General features: G+C 48.8%; 15 protein-coding genes. 12 read left to right on the top strand and 3 right to left on the bottom strand.

Annotated elements, in window-relative coordinates; translation table 11 throughout:
- Positions 1 to 138 precede the first annotated feature (138 nt).
- Positions 139 to 1,557, top strand: a complete 1,419-nt coding sequence (locus Q5741_RS04520) for an MDR family MFS transporter (protein ID WP_305022875.1) — start codon at positions 139 to 141, stop codon at positions 1,555 to 1,557.
- 224 nt (positions 1,558 to 1,781) lie between these two features.
- Here the strand turns inward: Q5741_RS04520 and Q5741_RS04515 are convergent, their stop codons facing one another.
- Entirely contained in the window at positions 1,782 to 1,922 is a 141-nt protein-coding gene (locus Q5741_RS04515) for a hypothetical protein (protein ID WP_305022874.1), read from the bottom strand.
- A 318-nt stretch (positions 1,923 to 2,240) separates the two neighbouring features.
- Here Q5741_RS04515 and Q5741_RS04510 point away from each other — a divergent pair, with 318 nt between their 5' ends.
- From Q5741_RS04510 to Q5741_RS04500, 3 genes are read left to right on the top strand one after another with little or no spacing between them, the layout of a single operon-like run.
- Positions 2,241 to 3,398, top strand: a complete 1,158-nt coding sequence (locus tag Q5741_RS04510) for a glucose-1-phosphate adenylyltransferase (protein ID WP_305022873.1) — start codon at positions 2,241 to 2,243, stop codon at positions 3,396 to 3,398.
- Positions 3,399 to 3,415: 17 nt separating this feature from the next.
- Positions 3,416 to 4,519, top strand: a complete 1,104-nt coding sequence (gene glgD / locus Q5741_RS04505) for a glucose-1-phosphate adenylyltransferase subunit GlgD (protein ID WP_305022872.1) — start codon at positions 3,416 to 3,418, stop codon at positions 4,517 to 4,519.
- 32 nt (positions 4,520 to 4,551) lie between these two features.
- Complete coding sequence (locus Q5741_RS04500; protein ID WP_305022871.1) at positions 4,552 to 6,999, top strand: glycogen/starch/alpha-glucan phosphorylase; 2,448 nt, start codon at positions 4,552 to 4,554, stop codon at positions 6,997 to 6,999.
- Positions 7,000 to 7,027: 28 nt separating this feature from the next.
- Here the strand turns inward: Q5741_RS04500 and Q5741_RS04495 are convergent, their stop codons facing one another.
- Together Q5741_RS04495 and Q5741_RS04490 are read right to left on the bottom strand one after the other, a co-directional pair.
- Entirely contained in the window at positions 7,028 to 7,216 is a 189-nt protein-coding gene (locus tag Q5741_RS04495; RefSeq protein WP_305022870.1) for a hypothetical protein, read from the bottom strand.
- Positions 7,217 to 7,351: 135 nt separating this feature from the next.
- On the bottom strand, positions 7,352 to 8,362 hold the full coding sequence (locus tag Q5741_RS04490) for a serine hydrolase domain-containing protein (protein WP_305022869.1): 1,011 nt from the start codon (positions 8,360 to 8,362) through the stop codon (positions 7,352 to 7,354).
- A gap of 231 nt (positions 8,363 to 8,593) precedes the next feature.
- On the opposite strand from Q5741_RS04490, the gene Q5741_RS04485 reads away from it, so the two are divergent.
- The 8 genes from Q5741_RS04485 to Q5741_RS04450 all read left to right on the top strand — a co-directional run bounded on the left by Q5741_RS04485 (position 8,594) and on the right by Q5741_RS04450 (position 15,304).
- On the top strand, positions 8,594 to 9,160 hold the full coding sequence (locus Q5741_RS04485) for a DUF2062 domain-containing protein (RefSeq protein WP_305022868.1): 567 nt from the start codon (positions 8,594 to 8,596) through the stop codon (positions 9,158 to 9,160).
- A 169-nt stretch (positions 9,161 to 9,329) separates the two neighbouring features.
- Positions 9,330 to 9,908, top strand: a complete 579-nt coding sequence (locus tag Q5741_RS04480) for a histidine phosphatase family protein (protein ID WP_305022867.1) — start codon at positions 9,330 to 9,332, stop codon at positions 9,906 to 9,908.
- A 183-nt stretch (positions 9,909 to 10,091) separates the two neighbouring features.
- Positions 10,092 to 10,724 (top strand): 3-hexulose-6-phosphate synthase, encoded by a 633-nt coding sequence (gene hxlA, locus Q5741_RS04475; protein ID WP_305022866.1) that lies wholly within the window; start codon positions 10,092 to 10,094, stop codon positions 10,722 to 10,724.
- A gap of 4 nt (positions 10,725 to 10,728) precedes the next feature.
- On the top strand, positions 10,729 to 11,286 hold the full coding sequence (gene hxlB, locus Q5741_RS04470) for a 6-phospho-3-hexuloisomerase (RefSeq protein WP_305022865.1): 558 nt from the start codon (positions 10,729 to 10,731) through the stop codon (positions 11,284 to 11,286).
- 118 nt (positions 11,287 to 11,404) lie between these two features.
- Positions 11,405 to 11,809: a winged helix-turn-helix transcriptional regulator gene (locus Q5741_RS04465; RefSeq protein WP_305022864.1), complete on the top strand. Its 405-nt coding sequence runs from the start codon at positions 11,405 to 11,407 to the stop codon at positions 11,807 to 11,809.
- A gap of 197 nt (positions 11,810 to 12,006) precedes the next feature.
- On the top strand, positions 12,007 to 12,585 hold the full coding sequence (locus Q5741_RS04460; protein ID WP_305022863.1) for a GNAT family N-acetyltransferase: 579 nt from the start codon (positions 12,007 to 12,009) through the stop codon (positions 12,583 to 12,585).
- 34 nt (positions 12,586 to 12,619) lie between these two features.
- The gene (locus Q5741_RS04455) at positions 12,620 to 13,378 is read left to right on the top strand and encodes an SDR family NAD(P)-dependent oxidoreductase (protein WP_305022862.1); all 759 of its coding nucleotides are present in this window, start codon (positions 12,620 to 12,622) and stop codon (positions 13,376 to 13,378) included.
- A gap of 99 nt (positions 13,379 to 13,477) precedes the next feature.
- The gene (locus tag Q5741_RS04450) at positions 13,478 to 15,304 is read left to right on the top strand and encodes a TerB N-terminal domain-containing protein (protein ID WP_305022861.1); all 1,827 of its coding nucleotides are present in this window, start codon (positions 13,478 to 13,480) and stop codon (positions 15,302 to 15,304) included.
- Position 15,305 lies beyond the last annotated feature (1 nt).

Here is a 15,305-nt window from a genome sequence, read left to right as displayed (position 1 = left end):
AATGACATGATAAGCAGCCGAACTCTATGGAGATCAGGGCTGCATTTTTATGGTTAAAATTTTGTTGACAAGGAAACAAAATAATGATATTTTTGTTGACAAGGAAACAAAATATCAGCTTCAAAAGAGGAGAGTACCATGAAAAAAAGACATGTAAAGGAAGCGGGACTACCGAAAGAAGTGCTTATGGCAGCTTGGGCTATCGCACTTGGGGCCATTGCCCCCATGCTTGATTCTACGATGGTGAATATCGCCATTGACAAACTCACTAAGGATTTCAATACGACCTTGGCTATCGTTCAATGGGCCGTTACCGGTTATGTTTTGGCCCTTGCGGCTGCAGTTCCCGTATCCGGATGGCTTATGAACCAATTTAACGGTAAGAAAATATTCATAGGCGCAGTTATTGCCTTTGGAATCACTTCTGTTTTTGCCGGAGCGAGTTGGGACATTTCCAGCTTCATCTTATTCCGTCTGCTGCAGGGATTCAGCGCGGGAGTTATTACAACGCTGATGTTTACCCTTTTGGTTAAAATAGCAGGTCAGGAGAATCTGGGCAGGATAATGGCAATCGTCAGCACGCCTATGATCTTTGGACCGATCTTGGGGCCGGTAATCGGGGGCTTTATCGTTCAAGGTGCATCCTGGCATTGGATTTTCTTTATCAATGTGTTCATCGTTTTGATTATAGCGCCCCTTATGATGAAAACAGTTCCTGACTTTGAACCGTTCAACAAAAACAGTAAACTGGATGCCTTCGGAATCTTAAATCTGTCTATCATGAGTGCGGCATTGATCTACGGAATTACCAAAGCAGCGGATCATTCATCATTTAACAACGAGGAAACTATCCTGTGGGTGGGTATAGGCTTTATTTTAGCGGTCATTTACCTGGTATATAATCGAATCCGAAAGAATCAAACCGTTCTCCCTATGAATTTGTTTACTCACAAGAGCTTCTCAGCATCCAGCATCGGTTTGTTCCTGGCGAATATTGCGCTGATGGGACCGATGTTAATTCTTCCTTTGTTCTTCCAGAACTTCCGCCACTTCACGGCAGTTGAAGCGGCAGTCGCGCTAATTCCTCAAGGCATCGGGATGCTGGTCACCCGTCCATTTATCGGAAAAATGATTGATAGGATTGGTGCAAAGTTCGTGGTTATGGTCAGCGTAGTTCTTTCACTTCTCGGATCTATACCCCTTATCTTTATCACCGATCAAACAAGTATGATATGGATTTCCATCGTATTGTTCATCCGTGGCGCCAGTGTAGGAGGTATCAGTATCCCGTTAACAAGTGACGCGTACACAGGGATTGACAGCAAACAACTACCTGAAGCTGGTGTCGGTATCAATATTATTGAAAATCTGGGTTCAAGCTTTGGTTCAGCCCTGATCGCAACCATTGTCGCATCTTTCGTACAAGGTCTGCATCCTACGATTGCTAATGGTTTAGAAGGCTACCATGCAGGATTTTTAGTATCCGCTATTGTTCTTGCGGTAATCTTTATCCCGAGTCTGTTCCTTACGCATAAAAAAACGGTGACTCCGTCCTAAACTAAAAGCCATGATCTGCGTCAGCAGGGCATGGCTTTTGACGTGAATGTGGAAGTTTGCAAATGAAGGGGTTTGCGGTAGAATGAACTTATCCCGACAACTCCTTAAATTATGTTAGATATATTAACATTGTCAGGATCAGACTCTATCAGACTGCGGGGTGACATCAGAACGCCGGGTATAGAGAAAAACCCCTCACCAGGAGGGGCAGTTCCATCATCTTCTTATTTTGCAGCTTGCTTGGATGACAGGTTCTTCGTGAAGGAGCCTACACTGTTCATGACCTTTTGACGTGCGTCCTTGTTCTTCATCAGATAGGTCGCTCCAAGGCCGAGAGCCGCGAATAACACTTTCTTCTTGTCCATTAGAATTACCTCCTCATTGATCGGATAGCACTTCAGACATGCTGCTTACTCTTATCAAATACCCTTTCTCACTAAAATGAACCGGAAGGACCCTGTGTTCAATCATTCCGGTATAGTTCATGTTCCTGTTAAATTCCGCAATTCTCCAGATTATGAATTCCTTTTCTCGTTTAATTCTTACTAACAGACCTTGGTCATATCCTCTTTAGTCAGTGCTGTCACACGACAACGTCTTTCATGTATATGTGCCATGTGCTGAAGGGGCAGTTCAGCAAGGATAAGTAGAACTAAAAAATGCGGCGAAGGAGGTTCTTGATGATGAAGAACAAAGAAGTAGTTGCCATGCTGCTAGCAGGAGGGCAGGGTAAGCGTTTAAAAGGCCTGACGCGGACACTGGCCAAGCCGGCAGTGTATTTTGGCGGTACATACCGGATTATTGATTTTCCACTGAGTAACTGCGCTAATTCAGGCATTGATACGGTGGGTGTTCTGACCCAATATGAGCCCATGGTTCTGCATTCGTATATCGGCGTTGGCAGTGACTGGGACCTGGACCGCAAAGATGGAGGCGTATATGTGCTTCCTCCGCATGAACGCGAAGAAGGCAGCAGCTGGTATAAGGGGACAGCGGATGCTATTTACCGTAATCTGAATTTCCTGGATCAGTATAACCCCGAGCATGTGCTGATTTTGTCAGGTGATCATATCTACAAGATGGACTACAACAAGATGCTGGACTATCACAAGGAGAAAAATGCTGACTGCACCATCTCCGTCATTCATGTCACGCTGGAAGAGGCAACTCGCTTCGGCATGCTGAATACGGACGATGATCTGAAAATATATGAGTTCGATGAAAAACCGCAGCATCCGAAGAGTACGCTCGCATCTATGGGCGTGTATATGTTCAAATGGGAGGTTCTTCGCAATTTTCTGCAAAATGAATCTAATGACGATACCTCCTTTGACTTTGGCAAAGACATTATTCCGCGGATGCTGGAGAGCGAGAAAACATTATATGCGTATCCTTTTGAAGGATACTGGAAGGACGTAGGAACGATTACCAGCCTGTGGGAATCCAATATGGACCTGTTATCCGACGAGCCTGAGCTCAATCTGAACGATCCGTCCTGGCGGATATACACCCGCAGCCCGAACCAGCCGGCACAGTATATCGCTCCTCAGGCGAAGCTGAAGAACTGTATTATCAATGAGGGCTGTGTTATTCATGGCGAGATCCGGCATTCTGTCGTGTTCTATTGCGTGGAAGTCGGCGAGGGAAGTGTGATTACGGACTCTGTCATCATGCCCAATGTCAAGATCGGACGGAATGTCCGCATCCACCGTGCCATCATTAACGAGAATATGGTCATAGAGGATGGAACTGTGATTGGACCGGCAGAAGGAGACAGTGAAGATGTGGTTCTGATCGACAGTGATTCGGCGATTGGTCGTGCAAGTGTACAATCAAACTGAAAAGCGGAGGGGCAGCTATGAAAAAATTATTAGGTGTTGTTAATCTGGACTACGAATTGGATCAGTTGAAGGAGCTGACGTACTTCCGCTGCGGAGCCGCAGTGCCCTTTGCGGGCCGCTATCGCCTGATTGATTTTACATTGTCTAACATGATGCATGCCGGGATCCTGGATACTGCCTTGTTCGTACGCCGCAAATACCGCTCCCTGATGGATCACCTGGGTGAAGGCAAACCCTGGGACCTGGACCGTAAATCCGGCGGGTTGTTCGTCCTTCCTCCAGACTGGAATGATCCGACAGACCCTTCAGCAGGTGATCTGCAGCATGTTCACAACAACCTCGATTTCTTCCGCCGTTCATCCGGCGAGGTGCTGGTTCATGCCGGTACCCAGCATGTGAACAAGGTTGATATCCGAGATGCCTACCGCTACCACGAAGAGAAGGGGGCGGACGTGACTCTCATTTATACAAGAGTGGAGAATCTGCAGCCGGAGCATGCGCCCTGCACCCGTCTGGATGTGAATGAGGAAGGTTATGTCAGCCATATTCATCATGAAACCGATCATCATAATATATATATGGAAATGTTTATTATGGATAAACAGCTGTACCTAGACCAGGTTAGACGCTGCATTGCACACGGGGAAAATCATTTTTTCCGTGATGCGATCCAGCGTAACCCAAGCGGCCTGAAGATCGCAGCATATGAATATAATGGATACCATGCTGTCATCAATTCGGTGGAAAGCTACTATAAGAACAGTATGGCCCTTTTAAATCAAGAAAATTATATGGAGCTATTCAGAGATCAGCCTGTTCATACGAAAATAAAATATGAGGCACCAACCAAATACAGTGAGACGGCTAATGTCGATAACTCATTGATTGCCAATGGCTGTAAAATTGCCGGAAGCGTGGAGAACAGCATCCTGTTCAGGGGCGTCGAAGTGAAGAAAGGGGCCCGGGTGATCAATTCAGTCATCATGCAAAAATGTGTCATTGAGGAGAATGCCCTCATTGCCAATGTCATTTTGGACAAAGACGTGAAGCTGACACAGGACCGTACACTCGTCGGTGATGTCAAAAATCCGTTTGTTGTTGCCAAAAGTGTGACGATTTGACTCCCCCGGCCTAATGAGGAGGTACTGTACTATTGTTTACAGATAAAGATACGTTCAAGCAGCATTTTCAGGAGCAGTTTGTCGGACAGCTGGGCAAACCCCTGAAAGAGGCGACGTCCGAGGATATTTACAAGGTGATCGGCAGTATGATTCGCGAGGAAGTCGGCAAGTTCTGGGCTCAGACCAACACGTCGTACCGCGAATCGGGCGAGAAGCAAGTGTACTATCTGTCGCTTGAATTTTTAATGGGAAGACTGCTGGGTAACAACCTGCTGAACCTTGGGGCGCTGAATGTCGTACGCGCAGGCTTGAGCGAGCTTGGATGGGATTTGGAAGAGATAGAGGAACAGGAAGCTGACGCAGGTTTGGGTAACGGCGGTCTGGGCCGTCTGGCGGCCTGCTTTATGGATTCACTGGCTTCTCTGCAGTATGCAGGCCATGGCTGCGGCATCCGCTACAAATACGGATTGTTCGAACAGCGGATTGTCGATGGCAACCAGGTTGAGCTCCCGGATTATTGGCTTCAGCGGGGCAATGTCTGGGAAGAGAGACGATATGACAAACGGGTGGAAGTATCCTTCTGGGGCCGTGTAGAGACCCGCGAAGAGAATGGCCGTCTCGTATTTGATACCGTTGATGCGGAGGGCATCTGGGCGGTACCTTATGATGTGCCGCTCATCGGATTTGGCGGAAGACATATCAACACGCTGCGGATCTGGAGTGCGGAAGCTTCGGAGAACGCTGTGCGGCAGGGAATGCAGGCTGGCGGCAGTTATTACAAGTATCTCGATTACAGCCGTACTGTAGAATCAATTACTGAATTTTTGTATCCGGATGACTCTCAGTATGAAGGCAAGCTGCTTCGTCTGAAGCAGCAGTACTTCCTCTGCTCGGCCGGACTGCAGAGTATTCTCCGTACTTTTGATAAGCTGGAGCTTCCGTATGAAGAGCTTCCGAATAAAGTTGCTATCCATATTAACGATACGCACCCTACGCTGGTCATTCCTGAACTGATGCGTATTCTCATTGACATGAAGGGATACGGCTGGGATGAAGCGTGGAGCATTGTGACGCGTACCGTCTCTTATACGAATCACACCATTCTGAGTGAGGCTCTCGAGAAATGGCCTGTCGTCATGGTCAAGGATCTGCTGCCTCGTGTCTATATGATTATCGAGGAGATTAATAAGCGCTTCTGTGCTGAACTGATGGAGAAATACCCGGATCAGCCGGATCGTATTGCGCAGATGGCTGTCATTCATGATGACCAGGTTCGTATGGCGCATCTTGCGATTAACGGCAGCCACAGCATCAATGGCGTATCCCAGCTCCATACGGATATTTTGAAGGAGAAGGAAATGCGCTCTTTCTATGAGCTGTATCCGGAACGGTTTAACAACAAAACGAACGGAATTACCCACCGCCGCTGGCTGATGCACGCGAATCCTGAACTAAGCCGTCTTTATACGGAAAGTATGGGTGACGGCTGGATGACAAATCCTTATGAACTGAGCCAAATTCTGAATTATAAAGAGGATGCGGGATTCAGACAGCGGATTCAACAGATCAAGCTGCGCAACAAGCAGAAGTTGGCTGCGTATATTTCCCACAAATTCGATACAAGTGTAGATCCGACGTCTATCTTCGATGTGCAAGTGAAACGTCTTCACGGCTACAAGCGTCAACTGATGAATATACTTCATGTGATGCACCTGTATAATGAGATTAAAGCCAACCCGTCCATCGACCGCGTGCCAAGAACCTTTATTTTTGGTGCGAAGGCAGCTCCGAGCTACTATCTTGCCAAACGGATTATTAAACTGATTAATACGGTTGCCGAGACGGTCAACCGGGATCCGCAGGTGCGCGGCAAGCTCAAAGTGTTCTTCCTGGAGAACTACTCCGTCTCTTTGGCGGAACGGATCATTCCTGCAGCCGATATCTCCGAGCAAATTTCGACGGCAAGCAAGGAAGCCTCTGGTACCGGAAACATGAAGTTTATGATGAACGGGGCACTGACGATCGGTACAATGGACGGTGCGAATGTAGAAATGTACGAGATGCTGGGAGCCGAAAATATGTTCATCTTCGGCTTGAATGCCGAGCAGGTTAACAACTATTATCAGAACGGTCAATATTCATCAGCAGGGGTTCTGGCTCGGGACTCCCGTATTGCGCAGGTGATCAACCAGTTGATTCAACCGGGGCCGTTCTGCACGCACGAGAATGAGTTTGAAGAAATTTATCACTCGTTAATCAGCCATAATGATGAATATTTTGTATTAGAGGATTTTGCCGATTATGCACGGGCTCATCGTGATATTGATGCAGCTTATCGGGATACCGAGAACTGGACACGCAAATCCATCGCGAATCTTGCCCATTCCGGCCGCTTTGCCAGTGACAACACCATCCATGAATATGCGAGGGAGATCTGGAAACTGGCGGAGAAGAAGCAGCTGAGCATGATGAATATTTGATCAGTCTTCAAAAAGGGACACCTGAAGTTCAGGTGTCCCTTTTTGAGTTGATAAAGTTAAGTGTAAATGATGAACGGTTTGGGTGCTTCACGCGGAAGATAAGAGATGCCAGAATGTTGGAGAGGTAGAACAACGGATTTGCCTGCATATTCTCGACCAGCAGGAGGGAGAGAACGATATACAATCCGATAATGATGAGAAGAACCTGAATAGACATTTTGAAACCTCCCGTGAATGACGACATATATCTTTTGTATATGCTTTTACACCATGCAAGGTTTCTAAGGTATTAAATTCAGGTTAGAACCACCCGGGGCGGGGGTAACGAAAATCTGTAAAGATCATTGTGGATTTAGCGCAGAATATGGTAGACCTGATTCCCAAAGCTTCGGATGTCCTGCAGATAATCATACCCGGGAGGATTACGAAGCTGGTTATACATGCGTACCGCAACAGCATCCAGCTCAGGGATCACCAGACATGCACATCCAGTAATCCCGAGAATTTGAAAAGAGCGCGCAGGCAATTCTTCGCCCAGCTGATTAAGGGGGGTCTGCTTCTGGAGCCACCAAACAAACCCATGCAGCGGTTGATCCGCCCCTAATTCTGCAGGTGAATGCGGAGTTGTTACCCGTCGGAATACGTGCCTCGGGATAAGTTGTTTTCCCTCCAGAAGGCCCTCGGTCAGATGGAGCTGTCCCCAGGATGCCAGGTCACGGGCGCTGACGAACAGGTTGCCCTGATCCCCATCCGGGCTGTTATTGGGACCGGTCCAGTTATCAGGCTCATCATAATGGTTATAAATGAGCTGCTCCTGTTCTGCTATCCTCCAGCCAGTCTCGTTTAATTCATATGGAAAGAGGAAATGCTGCTGCACATATTCGCTCAGAGTCAGACCTGAACGGCGATGGATCAGTCTGATCAGCAGATCAATGCCTGAATTTCGGTAAGCCCAGCCCTGGCCTGGTGCAAATTCCCGAAGCAGCTGCCCGCGGTGCTCATATAATCCGTGGGAATGGGTGAGCAGGTGGCGCAGTGTAATGCCTTGTGTCATATATATATATTCATCCAGATACTTTCCTATTTCATCATCCACTCTATCCAGCCGGCCCTGTTCGAACAGCAGGCTGATCGCAAGTGCCAGGTAGGTTTTACGGATCGAGCCGACATTAAATTGTGAGTGCTGATCTACCGGACGGGAATTCGGCCGAAAGTCATGATTGCCGCTATACCATTCGTGCAAAATCTTGCTGCCCTGTATGATGCAGACTGCGCCCGCGGAAGCGCCAATCTGCTGCTGTACTGATGCGACATACTGGTCAATAGGCTTCATCGCCGGATTTGTATTCATCCAGGTATCCATAGAAACTCCTTTATCTTATGAAGTCGTTACGTAACTATCATAGTATACGCCCCATTTTTACACACCAATTAATTACATCTATAACTAAATCAATTGGCTGTGTGCAGGCTGTCAGTGAATTTTACTTGTAACTCATTTGTTAATGATTTGGCGGATGTTGTGGTATAATGGAAATAAGAACGTCTTATTGAGGCTTTTTTGAGAGGTAAGATAGAGAAGGGGCTTTGTAGCATGAAAAAAAAGAACAATAAACATAACTTTGCTGCAAGAATTATTAGAGCCCTCCGGTTGAATTTTATCAAGCTGCTGCGAGCACCCGGCGGGGTCAAAAAAATATCATTAGGATTCTCCATCGGTTTTGGTCTTGAAATGGTTGTAATCTCCACAGCCTCATTGATTTATCTGCTGTTCTATCCCATTGTCCGGTTATCTGGCGGATCTCTGCCTGCAGCCATTATCGGTAACGTCATTGGTAAGCTGACCTTTCTGCCAATTGTATTGATGCCACTGGCCAAGAAACTGGGGGAGCAGTTATACCCTTCACATGGAGGACCGCGCTTCCGGGAGCATTCCTGGACAGAATTGTTCTCAGGTAACTGGTCCGTGTTGTACGATATTCTGCATGGAGGTCTTCATATTTTGATTGGGATGAGTGTTTTTGGCCTGATCTTTGGTGTGATTTCCTATTTTGTGATTCAGGTGCTCTACAACCGGGCTCACCACCGGCGTATGGAGAAGCGGCGCGTCAGCCGCAGCCGCAGAGCTGCCAAGGCTGCAGTGGCTGCTGTCAAACATTAAATATCGGGTCCGATGAAGCCGCGCTTGCGCGGTTTTTTTATTTGTGTCGAGGCGGTTTTTGACACTTCGTTTCTGGGGATTACTTGTTGCAGAGGTTGGATTTGTAGGCATGATCGTATAGTATGGGTTTAGATTAAAATGAAATGAAATATGAGGGGCGTGTGGAACAATGACTACGACAATCGGAATTATAAGGCACGGAAGTACGCATTGGAACCAACTGGGCAAAGCCCAGGGACATACCAATAATCCGCTGGATGAGCAGGGCAAACGTCAGGCCGAGCTGCTGGGTGAACGCCTCAGCAGGGAATCGTGGGATGCTGTGTACGCCAGCGATCTGCTGCGTGCCAGAGAAACAGCCGAGATTGTAGCGGAGAAGCTGGGGGCAGGTGAAGTCCATCTGGATGAGCGTCTGCGTGAAATGAACGGCGGCCAGATTGAAGGAACGACCGAGGAAGAACGGGTTGCCAAGTGGGGCAAGGACTGGAAGAAGCTTGATTTGGGTCTGGAAATGCCTGACGAAGGCATGCAGCGCGGGAGTTCCTGTATTGAAGATATTGCAAGGCGGCACCCGGGACAGCGCATACTAATTGTCAGTCACGGTGCACTCATCCGCAATTCCCTGCGGGGTCTCGTTCCTGACTTGAGCCTGGAGCTGCCCCTTCATAATACTTCACTGACCCTGCTGCAGTGGAATGAAGAACAGTGGGGCTGTGATCTGTATAACTGTACGGTGCATCTGGACTAACAGCTTGACCAGCAGCGAATCCGGACCGGTGACATCCCTGCTGGAGTCCAATAGTATCCTCCGCGTAACTACCCCACTTTGAAGTGCGTACTTCCCGTTGGAACGGTTGTGCCCTAGAATGAATTGCTGTAGAGGATAACATACTATACAAGTTCATCATACACAGACAGGAGCGATTCATTCATGGAACTTCAACTGGCATTGGACCTGGTAACAGCACAAGAAGGTATTGAAATTGTAAGAGAGGTAGAACCTTTTATTGATATCGTGGAAATTGGCACACCAATCGTAATCAACGAAGGTTTGAACGCGGTAAAAGTGATTAAGGACGCTTTCCCTAACCTGAAAGTGCTGGCAGATCTGAAAATTATGGATGCCGGCGGCTACGAGATTCAGAAAGCAGCAGAAGCGGGAGCAGACATCGTAACCGTTCTGGGGGCAACCAATGATCTGACAATCAAGGGTGCTGTAGAAGAAGCCAAGAAACAGGGCAAGAAAATCCTGATTGATATGATTAATGTGCCTAATCTGGAGCAGCGTGCTCGGGAAGTGGATGCTCTGGGCGTCGATTACATTTGCGTTCATACCGGATATGACGGACAAGCTGCCGGACACAATCCGTTCGAAGACTTGGCAACCATCAAAAAAGTTGTGAAAAATGCAAAAACAGCTGTAGCAGGCGGTCTTAAACTGGAGACTTTGCCTGAAGCTATCAAAGCTCAGCCGGATCTTGTTATTGTAGGCGGCGGCATCGCGAGCCAGTCCGACAAGAAAGGCGCGGCCGAGAAGATCGCTAACCTGGTTAAGCAGGGCTAACGGAATGAACAGTATCGATTTTGCTGATATCGTTCTGAAGGAGCTTCAAGCGACGCTCACCAAGGTCTCGTCGGAAGAGACGGGAAAGCTGGCTTCAGCGATTCTGGAAGCTGACAGCATTTTCGTAGCCGGTGCCGGCCGCTCGGGTCTGATGGGGAAGGCATTTGCCATGCGCCTCATGCATATGGGCCTGGACTCTTATGTAGTCGGAGAGACCATCACAGCAGGGATAACCTCCCAAGGCTTGCTGATTCTCTGCTCAGGCTCGGGAGAGACCAAAAGTTTGTTGGCGATGGCCGAGAAAGCGAAAGCGATCGGCGCCAAAGTGGCCCTTCTTACGATCGTACCCGATTCAGCAATCGGCCGTATTGCGGATCTGATTGTCAGCATCCCGGCTGCGACCAAAGAGGGTGGACATGGCGGCAGTCAATCGGTACAGCCGATGGGCTCGCTGTTCGAGCAGAGTTTGCTGCTTTTGCTGGATGCCCTTATTCTGGACCTGATGAGTCAGAAGAAGCTGACCTCCGGTACCATGTTTGGGAAACACGCCAACCTGGAGTGAAACAGCCAGATGCATAACACTTGAAGGAACCGCGCCTGTTAAAGGGTGCGGTTCTTTAGGTTCATTTGTCATCAGGGTAAGAAAGAGAGTACACTACCAACAGAGGGAGCGTGAGAGCATGGCATCTGAAGTGCGTGAACGAATTGATCTGAAGAGTATCAACTGTGAGAAGGAACTGACCCTGGCCGTCATCGGCGGCAAGTGGAAATTGATTATATTGTGGCATCTTGGCCTGGAAGGGACGAAGCGGTTCAGTGAGCTGAAAAAGCTGATACCGAACATTACCCAGAAAATGCTGACCAACCAGCTTCGGGAATTGGAGGAAGATCAGCTGGTCTACCGCAAGGTTTATGCTGAAGTGCCGCCCAGAGTGGAGTATTCCATGACTGAATATGGCGAAAGCCTGATGCCTGTCCTCAAAGCCATGTACAACTGGGGCAAGGAGTACGGAGAGAAGGTGATCTGGACGGATGAGCATGTTCAGCAGCCAGGCACAGTCGGGTCGGTTGAAGCTGCGAAATAAGGATAGGACCTAACAAAGATCAAACAAATGATGAAATAGAGATCAATGAGCTGCCAGCAGGCAGCTTTTATTATGAGCAAACGACTAAGGTCGTAACTCTTATCCCTGTGGCGGATTGATCATGTTCGACGGGTGCGGCGGCGGGGTAAGATATAGAAGATATGGGTTAACGATTTCATTCGAAAGGAGGGCAAGGGATGGAACAGGCAGAGAGCGGCGTCATGTTGACACTCGACAGACTGGATTCGGATTTGTGGCCGGCTGCGCGTCGTATTTATGAGCAGTCATTTGACTCCGGGCGCAAGGGGGAAGCCGTTCTGCAGCGGATGTTCACCCGTGGATTGAGTCAGCTTCATCTCTATGACAGCAGCGATGGCGGGAGCTTGACGGTTCCTGACGCGATGGCTATCACGGGAATGTCTAATAAAGGTAAAGCGCTGGTCATTGATTATCTTGCCGTCAAACCGGAGCAAAGGGGTCAGGGGATTGGGCAGGTCTTCGTCAAAAAGCTGATACAATGGGCACGAGAAAATGAACATATCGAAGCCATTGTTATCGAAGTTGAATATGGAGAGGATACAGGTTACCTGAAGCGGAGAGGCTTTTGGGAGCGCTGCGGCTTTCAGCCAACGTCGTATATTCATGAATACATATGGGTCCCGGAGCCTTACCAGGCCATGGTACTGCCGCTTCAGGGTGACAGGGCGGAATATCACGACGGGAAGGAACTTTTCCGGTACATCACCTCGTTCCATGGTGCCTGTTTTACGAAATAATATTGATGTAATTTAAAAAGGAGGAGAAAGTGACATGTCGGAATACAATTACAGCGGCTTAACGGCCATGATCACAGGTGCAGGAAGCGGGATTGGACGAAATCTTTCTCTTGCCTATGCACGTGAGGGCGCACAGGTTATTCTGATCGATCGTCATAAGGAAGGGCTGCAGGAAACGCAGGATCTGCTCAAGCAGCACGGGCTGGTGAGTGATATTTATGTCGTGGATGTAAGTCAGCCGCAGGAGATCGAGGAGCTGTTCCGTGAACTGGAACGTCAGGAACGCAAGCTTGATATTCTTATTAATAATGCCGGTTTCGGCATCTTCAAGCCTATGCATGAGCTGACCCTTGATGAATGGGACAGTGTCATTAACACGAATCTGAGAGGGACTTTCCTCTGCTCCAGAGAAGCCGCTGTCCTGATGCGAAGGCATGGCGGAGGAAGTATTGTGAATATGTCCTCCACCCGCGCTGGCATGTCCGAGCCCAACTCGGAATCGTATGCGGCTTCCAAGGGGGGGATCTTGTCGCTGACACATGCACTTGCCTTATCCCTAGGTCCGGATCATATAATGGTCAATGCCGTCAGTCCGGGCTGGATTGAGACCGGAGACTACCGTGCACTTCGTGAAGAAGACCATGCCCAGCACCCTGCAGGCCGGGTAGGCCGGACAGAGGATATTGCAAGAGCGTGCCTTTATCTGACACATCCGGCGAACGATTTTGTGACCGGTGCGAATTTGGTTGTGGACGGCGGGATGACCCGCAAAATGATTTATGTGGAAGACTAATCCAGCTTCTTCGTAGTAAAAGGTCAAAATAGGAACAAAAGTTTGCAAAACCGTCCGGAAGCCTGGGCGGTTTTATTCATGAAATGGTATAATTAAGTTATGAGAAAACATGGAGATGACCCACGCCGGCCAGAGCAGATCCGTTTTGCCGAGCTGGAATTTGAAGGCTCCGCGGACCGCTGGGCTATTCCATCGCGGGAAGAGAAGCTGGCGGCAGAGGCAGAAGAGGCTGTGCGTCAGGCTCGGAGGCTTGAAGAAGAACAATTAAATAAGGAAAGTCCAGACCATGAACGGGAGCAGGGTTTGTCTATCCATTCTGCAATATTGTCGGTCCCTGACCAGGGCGTTTCTGCCGCTTCGGTCTATCGGCCGCCCGTCAGGCGGATGTTCAGTGACCTGGAGATGACCATTGAAACGGCGGAGCTCAGGTTTGTCCGTTATGGGAGAGAGCAGGAATGGCGGGTTGAGCCCGTGTGCAGTCCGGCTGCTTTTCATTGCTATTGGCCCACCTACGAAAATATGAGTGCAGATCAGCAGCGCTGGTATTTTTATTGGCGTTCAGAGGTGAGGCAGCAGCGCTATCCTGACACGGATTTGTCGTATCTGTTCCTTTATGTGTATGAATTAATTAATGGAATCGGCTGGACGCGGGCTGAAGAAGGCTTATGGCTGCTAACAGACATATGGGAGGCCTACCATGAACCTTATCCGAAGCTGGACAGGTACCTGTCGCTGTGGATCCAAGATTATATATGGGCGAACAAGCTGCAAGGGGTTCTGGATGATCAGCTTCGGAAGCGCCTCGGCTCAGGCCAGGGAGAATGGCGTGAGCTGGAGCTGTACAGGCAGCTGGATGCCGTTCCTATGGAACTAGGGTTGAAAGATTGGCTGGCATTGTCTGATTATGATGTGAAGAAAAGCGGATTATACTCGAATGAAGAACATGCTGGAGAATTAAATCGGCTGATTCCAAAAGTGTTCGAACTGGTTGCACAGTATCTGGCACGCAAGGACGGCAAATCTCTGGCTGAACGTTTCACCCCGCCAAGCCAGACCACAGTTCGCCGGCAGCTGTTCCGCAACGCGGTGTATGAGCCGTCGATCTACGGAAGGCATGTGACCGCTGCTTATTATTCTATGAGCACTTATAAGCCGCTGCGCATGTACGTAACTCAGCTGATCCGTTTAACGGAAAACAAGCTGCGGACGCTGCTCTCCTACAAGAGCAAATTAAGGGGCATACATGTGAGCTCGGAGATCAGGGATCTGGTAGAACGGTTCATTGAGCAGGAGACGGCCAGAGCAGCTGTACAGCGCAGACAGGAGCAGGTGACCATCTCGCCGGATAAGCTGCAGCGGCTGCAGCAGGAATCGGATACTGTACGAAATTGGCTGACCGTGGACGAACCGTCTTGGGCAGAACAGGCAGGCGATAAGGTTTTGGACAGTGATGATCCTGCCGGGGATGTGCCTGAGATTCCTTTGGATAAAGATACACAGCTGGATTTGTCTCCGATGGAACTGTCTCTGATGAAGATGGGCGAGCCGTCGATGAGAGAAGAACAGGACTCAATAGTGAGGGATGCAGTGCCTGCCGATAAGCTTGAACTGAAGCAGTCAGGTTTCAGGCAGAAGGAATCCGGATTGGACACTCAGCTTAACCATGCAGATTGGACATTAGCAGGAACGGAGTGGATGGGACTGGCGGATTTGCTTAAGCCCGTTCATATTGAGGTGCTGCGCAGTTATCTGGACGGGCAGACAGCAGATACGATGATGGAACTCGCTTCCACTCATGGCAGCATGCCCGCTCTTCTAATCGACGAGATCAATGACGCAGCGATGGATACAATGGGTGACCTGCTGATCCTTGATGATCAATTAAATGAAGATTATATGCATCTATTAATGAAAGTATTGAGGTGAT

This window comes from Paenibacillus lacisoli (genome assembly GCF_030580655.1).
GTDB classification, from domain to species: Bacteria; Bacillota; Bacilli; order Paenibacillales; family Paenibacillaceae; genus Paenibacillus; species Paenibacillus lacisoli.
The sequence above is the reverse complement of the archived record's forward strand: the minus strand, read 5'-3'. Positions and strand labels throughout refer to the sequence as shown.

Excerpts from the sequence above, each read along its gene's own strand:
- Q5741_RS04520 (WP_305022875.1), top strand. The coding sequence starts at position 139 with ATGAAAAAAAGACATGTAAAGGAAGCGGGACTACCGAAAGAAGTGCTT.
- Q5741_RS04515 (WP_305022874.1), bottom strand. The coding sequence starts at position 1,922 with ATGGACAAGAAGAAAGTGTTATTCGCGGCTCTCGGCCTTGGAGCGACC.
- Q5741_RS04510 (WP_305022873.1), top strand. The coding sequence starts at position 2,241 with ATGAAGAACAAAGAAGTAGTTGCCATGCTGCTAGCAGGAGGGCAGGGT.
- glgD (WP_305022872.1), top strand. The coding sequence starts at position 3,416 with ATGAAAAAATTATTAGGTGTTGTTAATCTGGACTACGAATTGGATCAG.
- Q5741_RS04495 (WP_305022870.1), bottom strand. The coding sequence starts at position 7,216 with ATGTCTATTCAGGTTCTTCTCATCATTATCGGATTGTATATCGTTCTC.
- Q5741_RS04490 (WP_305022869.1), bottom strand. The coding sequence starts at position 8,362 with ATGGATACCTGGATGAATACAAATCCGGCGATGAAGCCTATTGACCAG.
- Q5741_RS04485 (WP_305022868.1), top strand. The coding sequence starts at position 8,594 with ATGAAAAAAAAGAACAATAAACATAACTTTGCTGCAAGAATTATTAGA.
- Q5741_RS04480 (WP_305022867.1), top strand. The coding sequence starts at position 9,330 with ATGACTACGACAATCGGAATTATAAGGCACGGAAGTACGCATTGGAAC.
- hxlA (WP_305022866.1), top strand. The coding sequence starts at position 10,092 with ATGGAACTTCAACTGGCATTGGACCTGGTAACAGCACAAGAAGGTATT.
- hxlB (WP_305022865.1), top strand. The coding sequence starts at position 10,729 with ATGAACAGTATCGATTTTGCTGATATCGTTCTGAAGGAGCTTCAAGCG.
- Q5741_RS04465 (WP_305022864.1), top strand. The coding sequence starts at position 11,405 with ATGGCATCTGAAGTGCGTGAACGAATTGATCTGAAGAGTATCAACTGT.
- Q5741_RS04460 (WP_305022863.1), top strand. The coding sequence starts at position 12,007 with ATGGAACAGGCAGAGAGCGGCGTCATGTTGACACTCGACAGACTGGAT.
- Q5741_RS04455 (WP_305022862.1), top strand. The coding sequence starts at position 12,620 with ATGTCGGAATACAATTACAGCGGCTTAACGGCCATGATCACAGGTGCA.
- Q5741_RS04450 (WP_305022861.1), top strand. The coding sequence starts at position 13,478 with ATGAGAAAACATGGAGATGACCCACGCCGGCCAGAGCAGATCCGTTTT.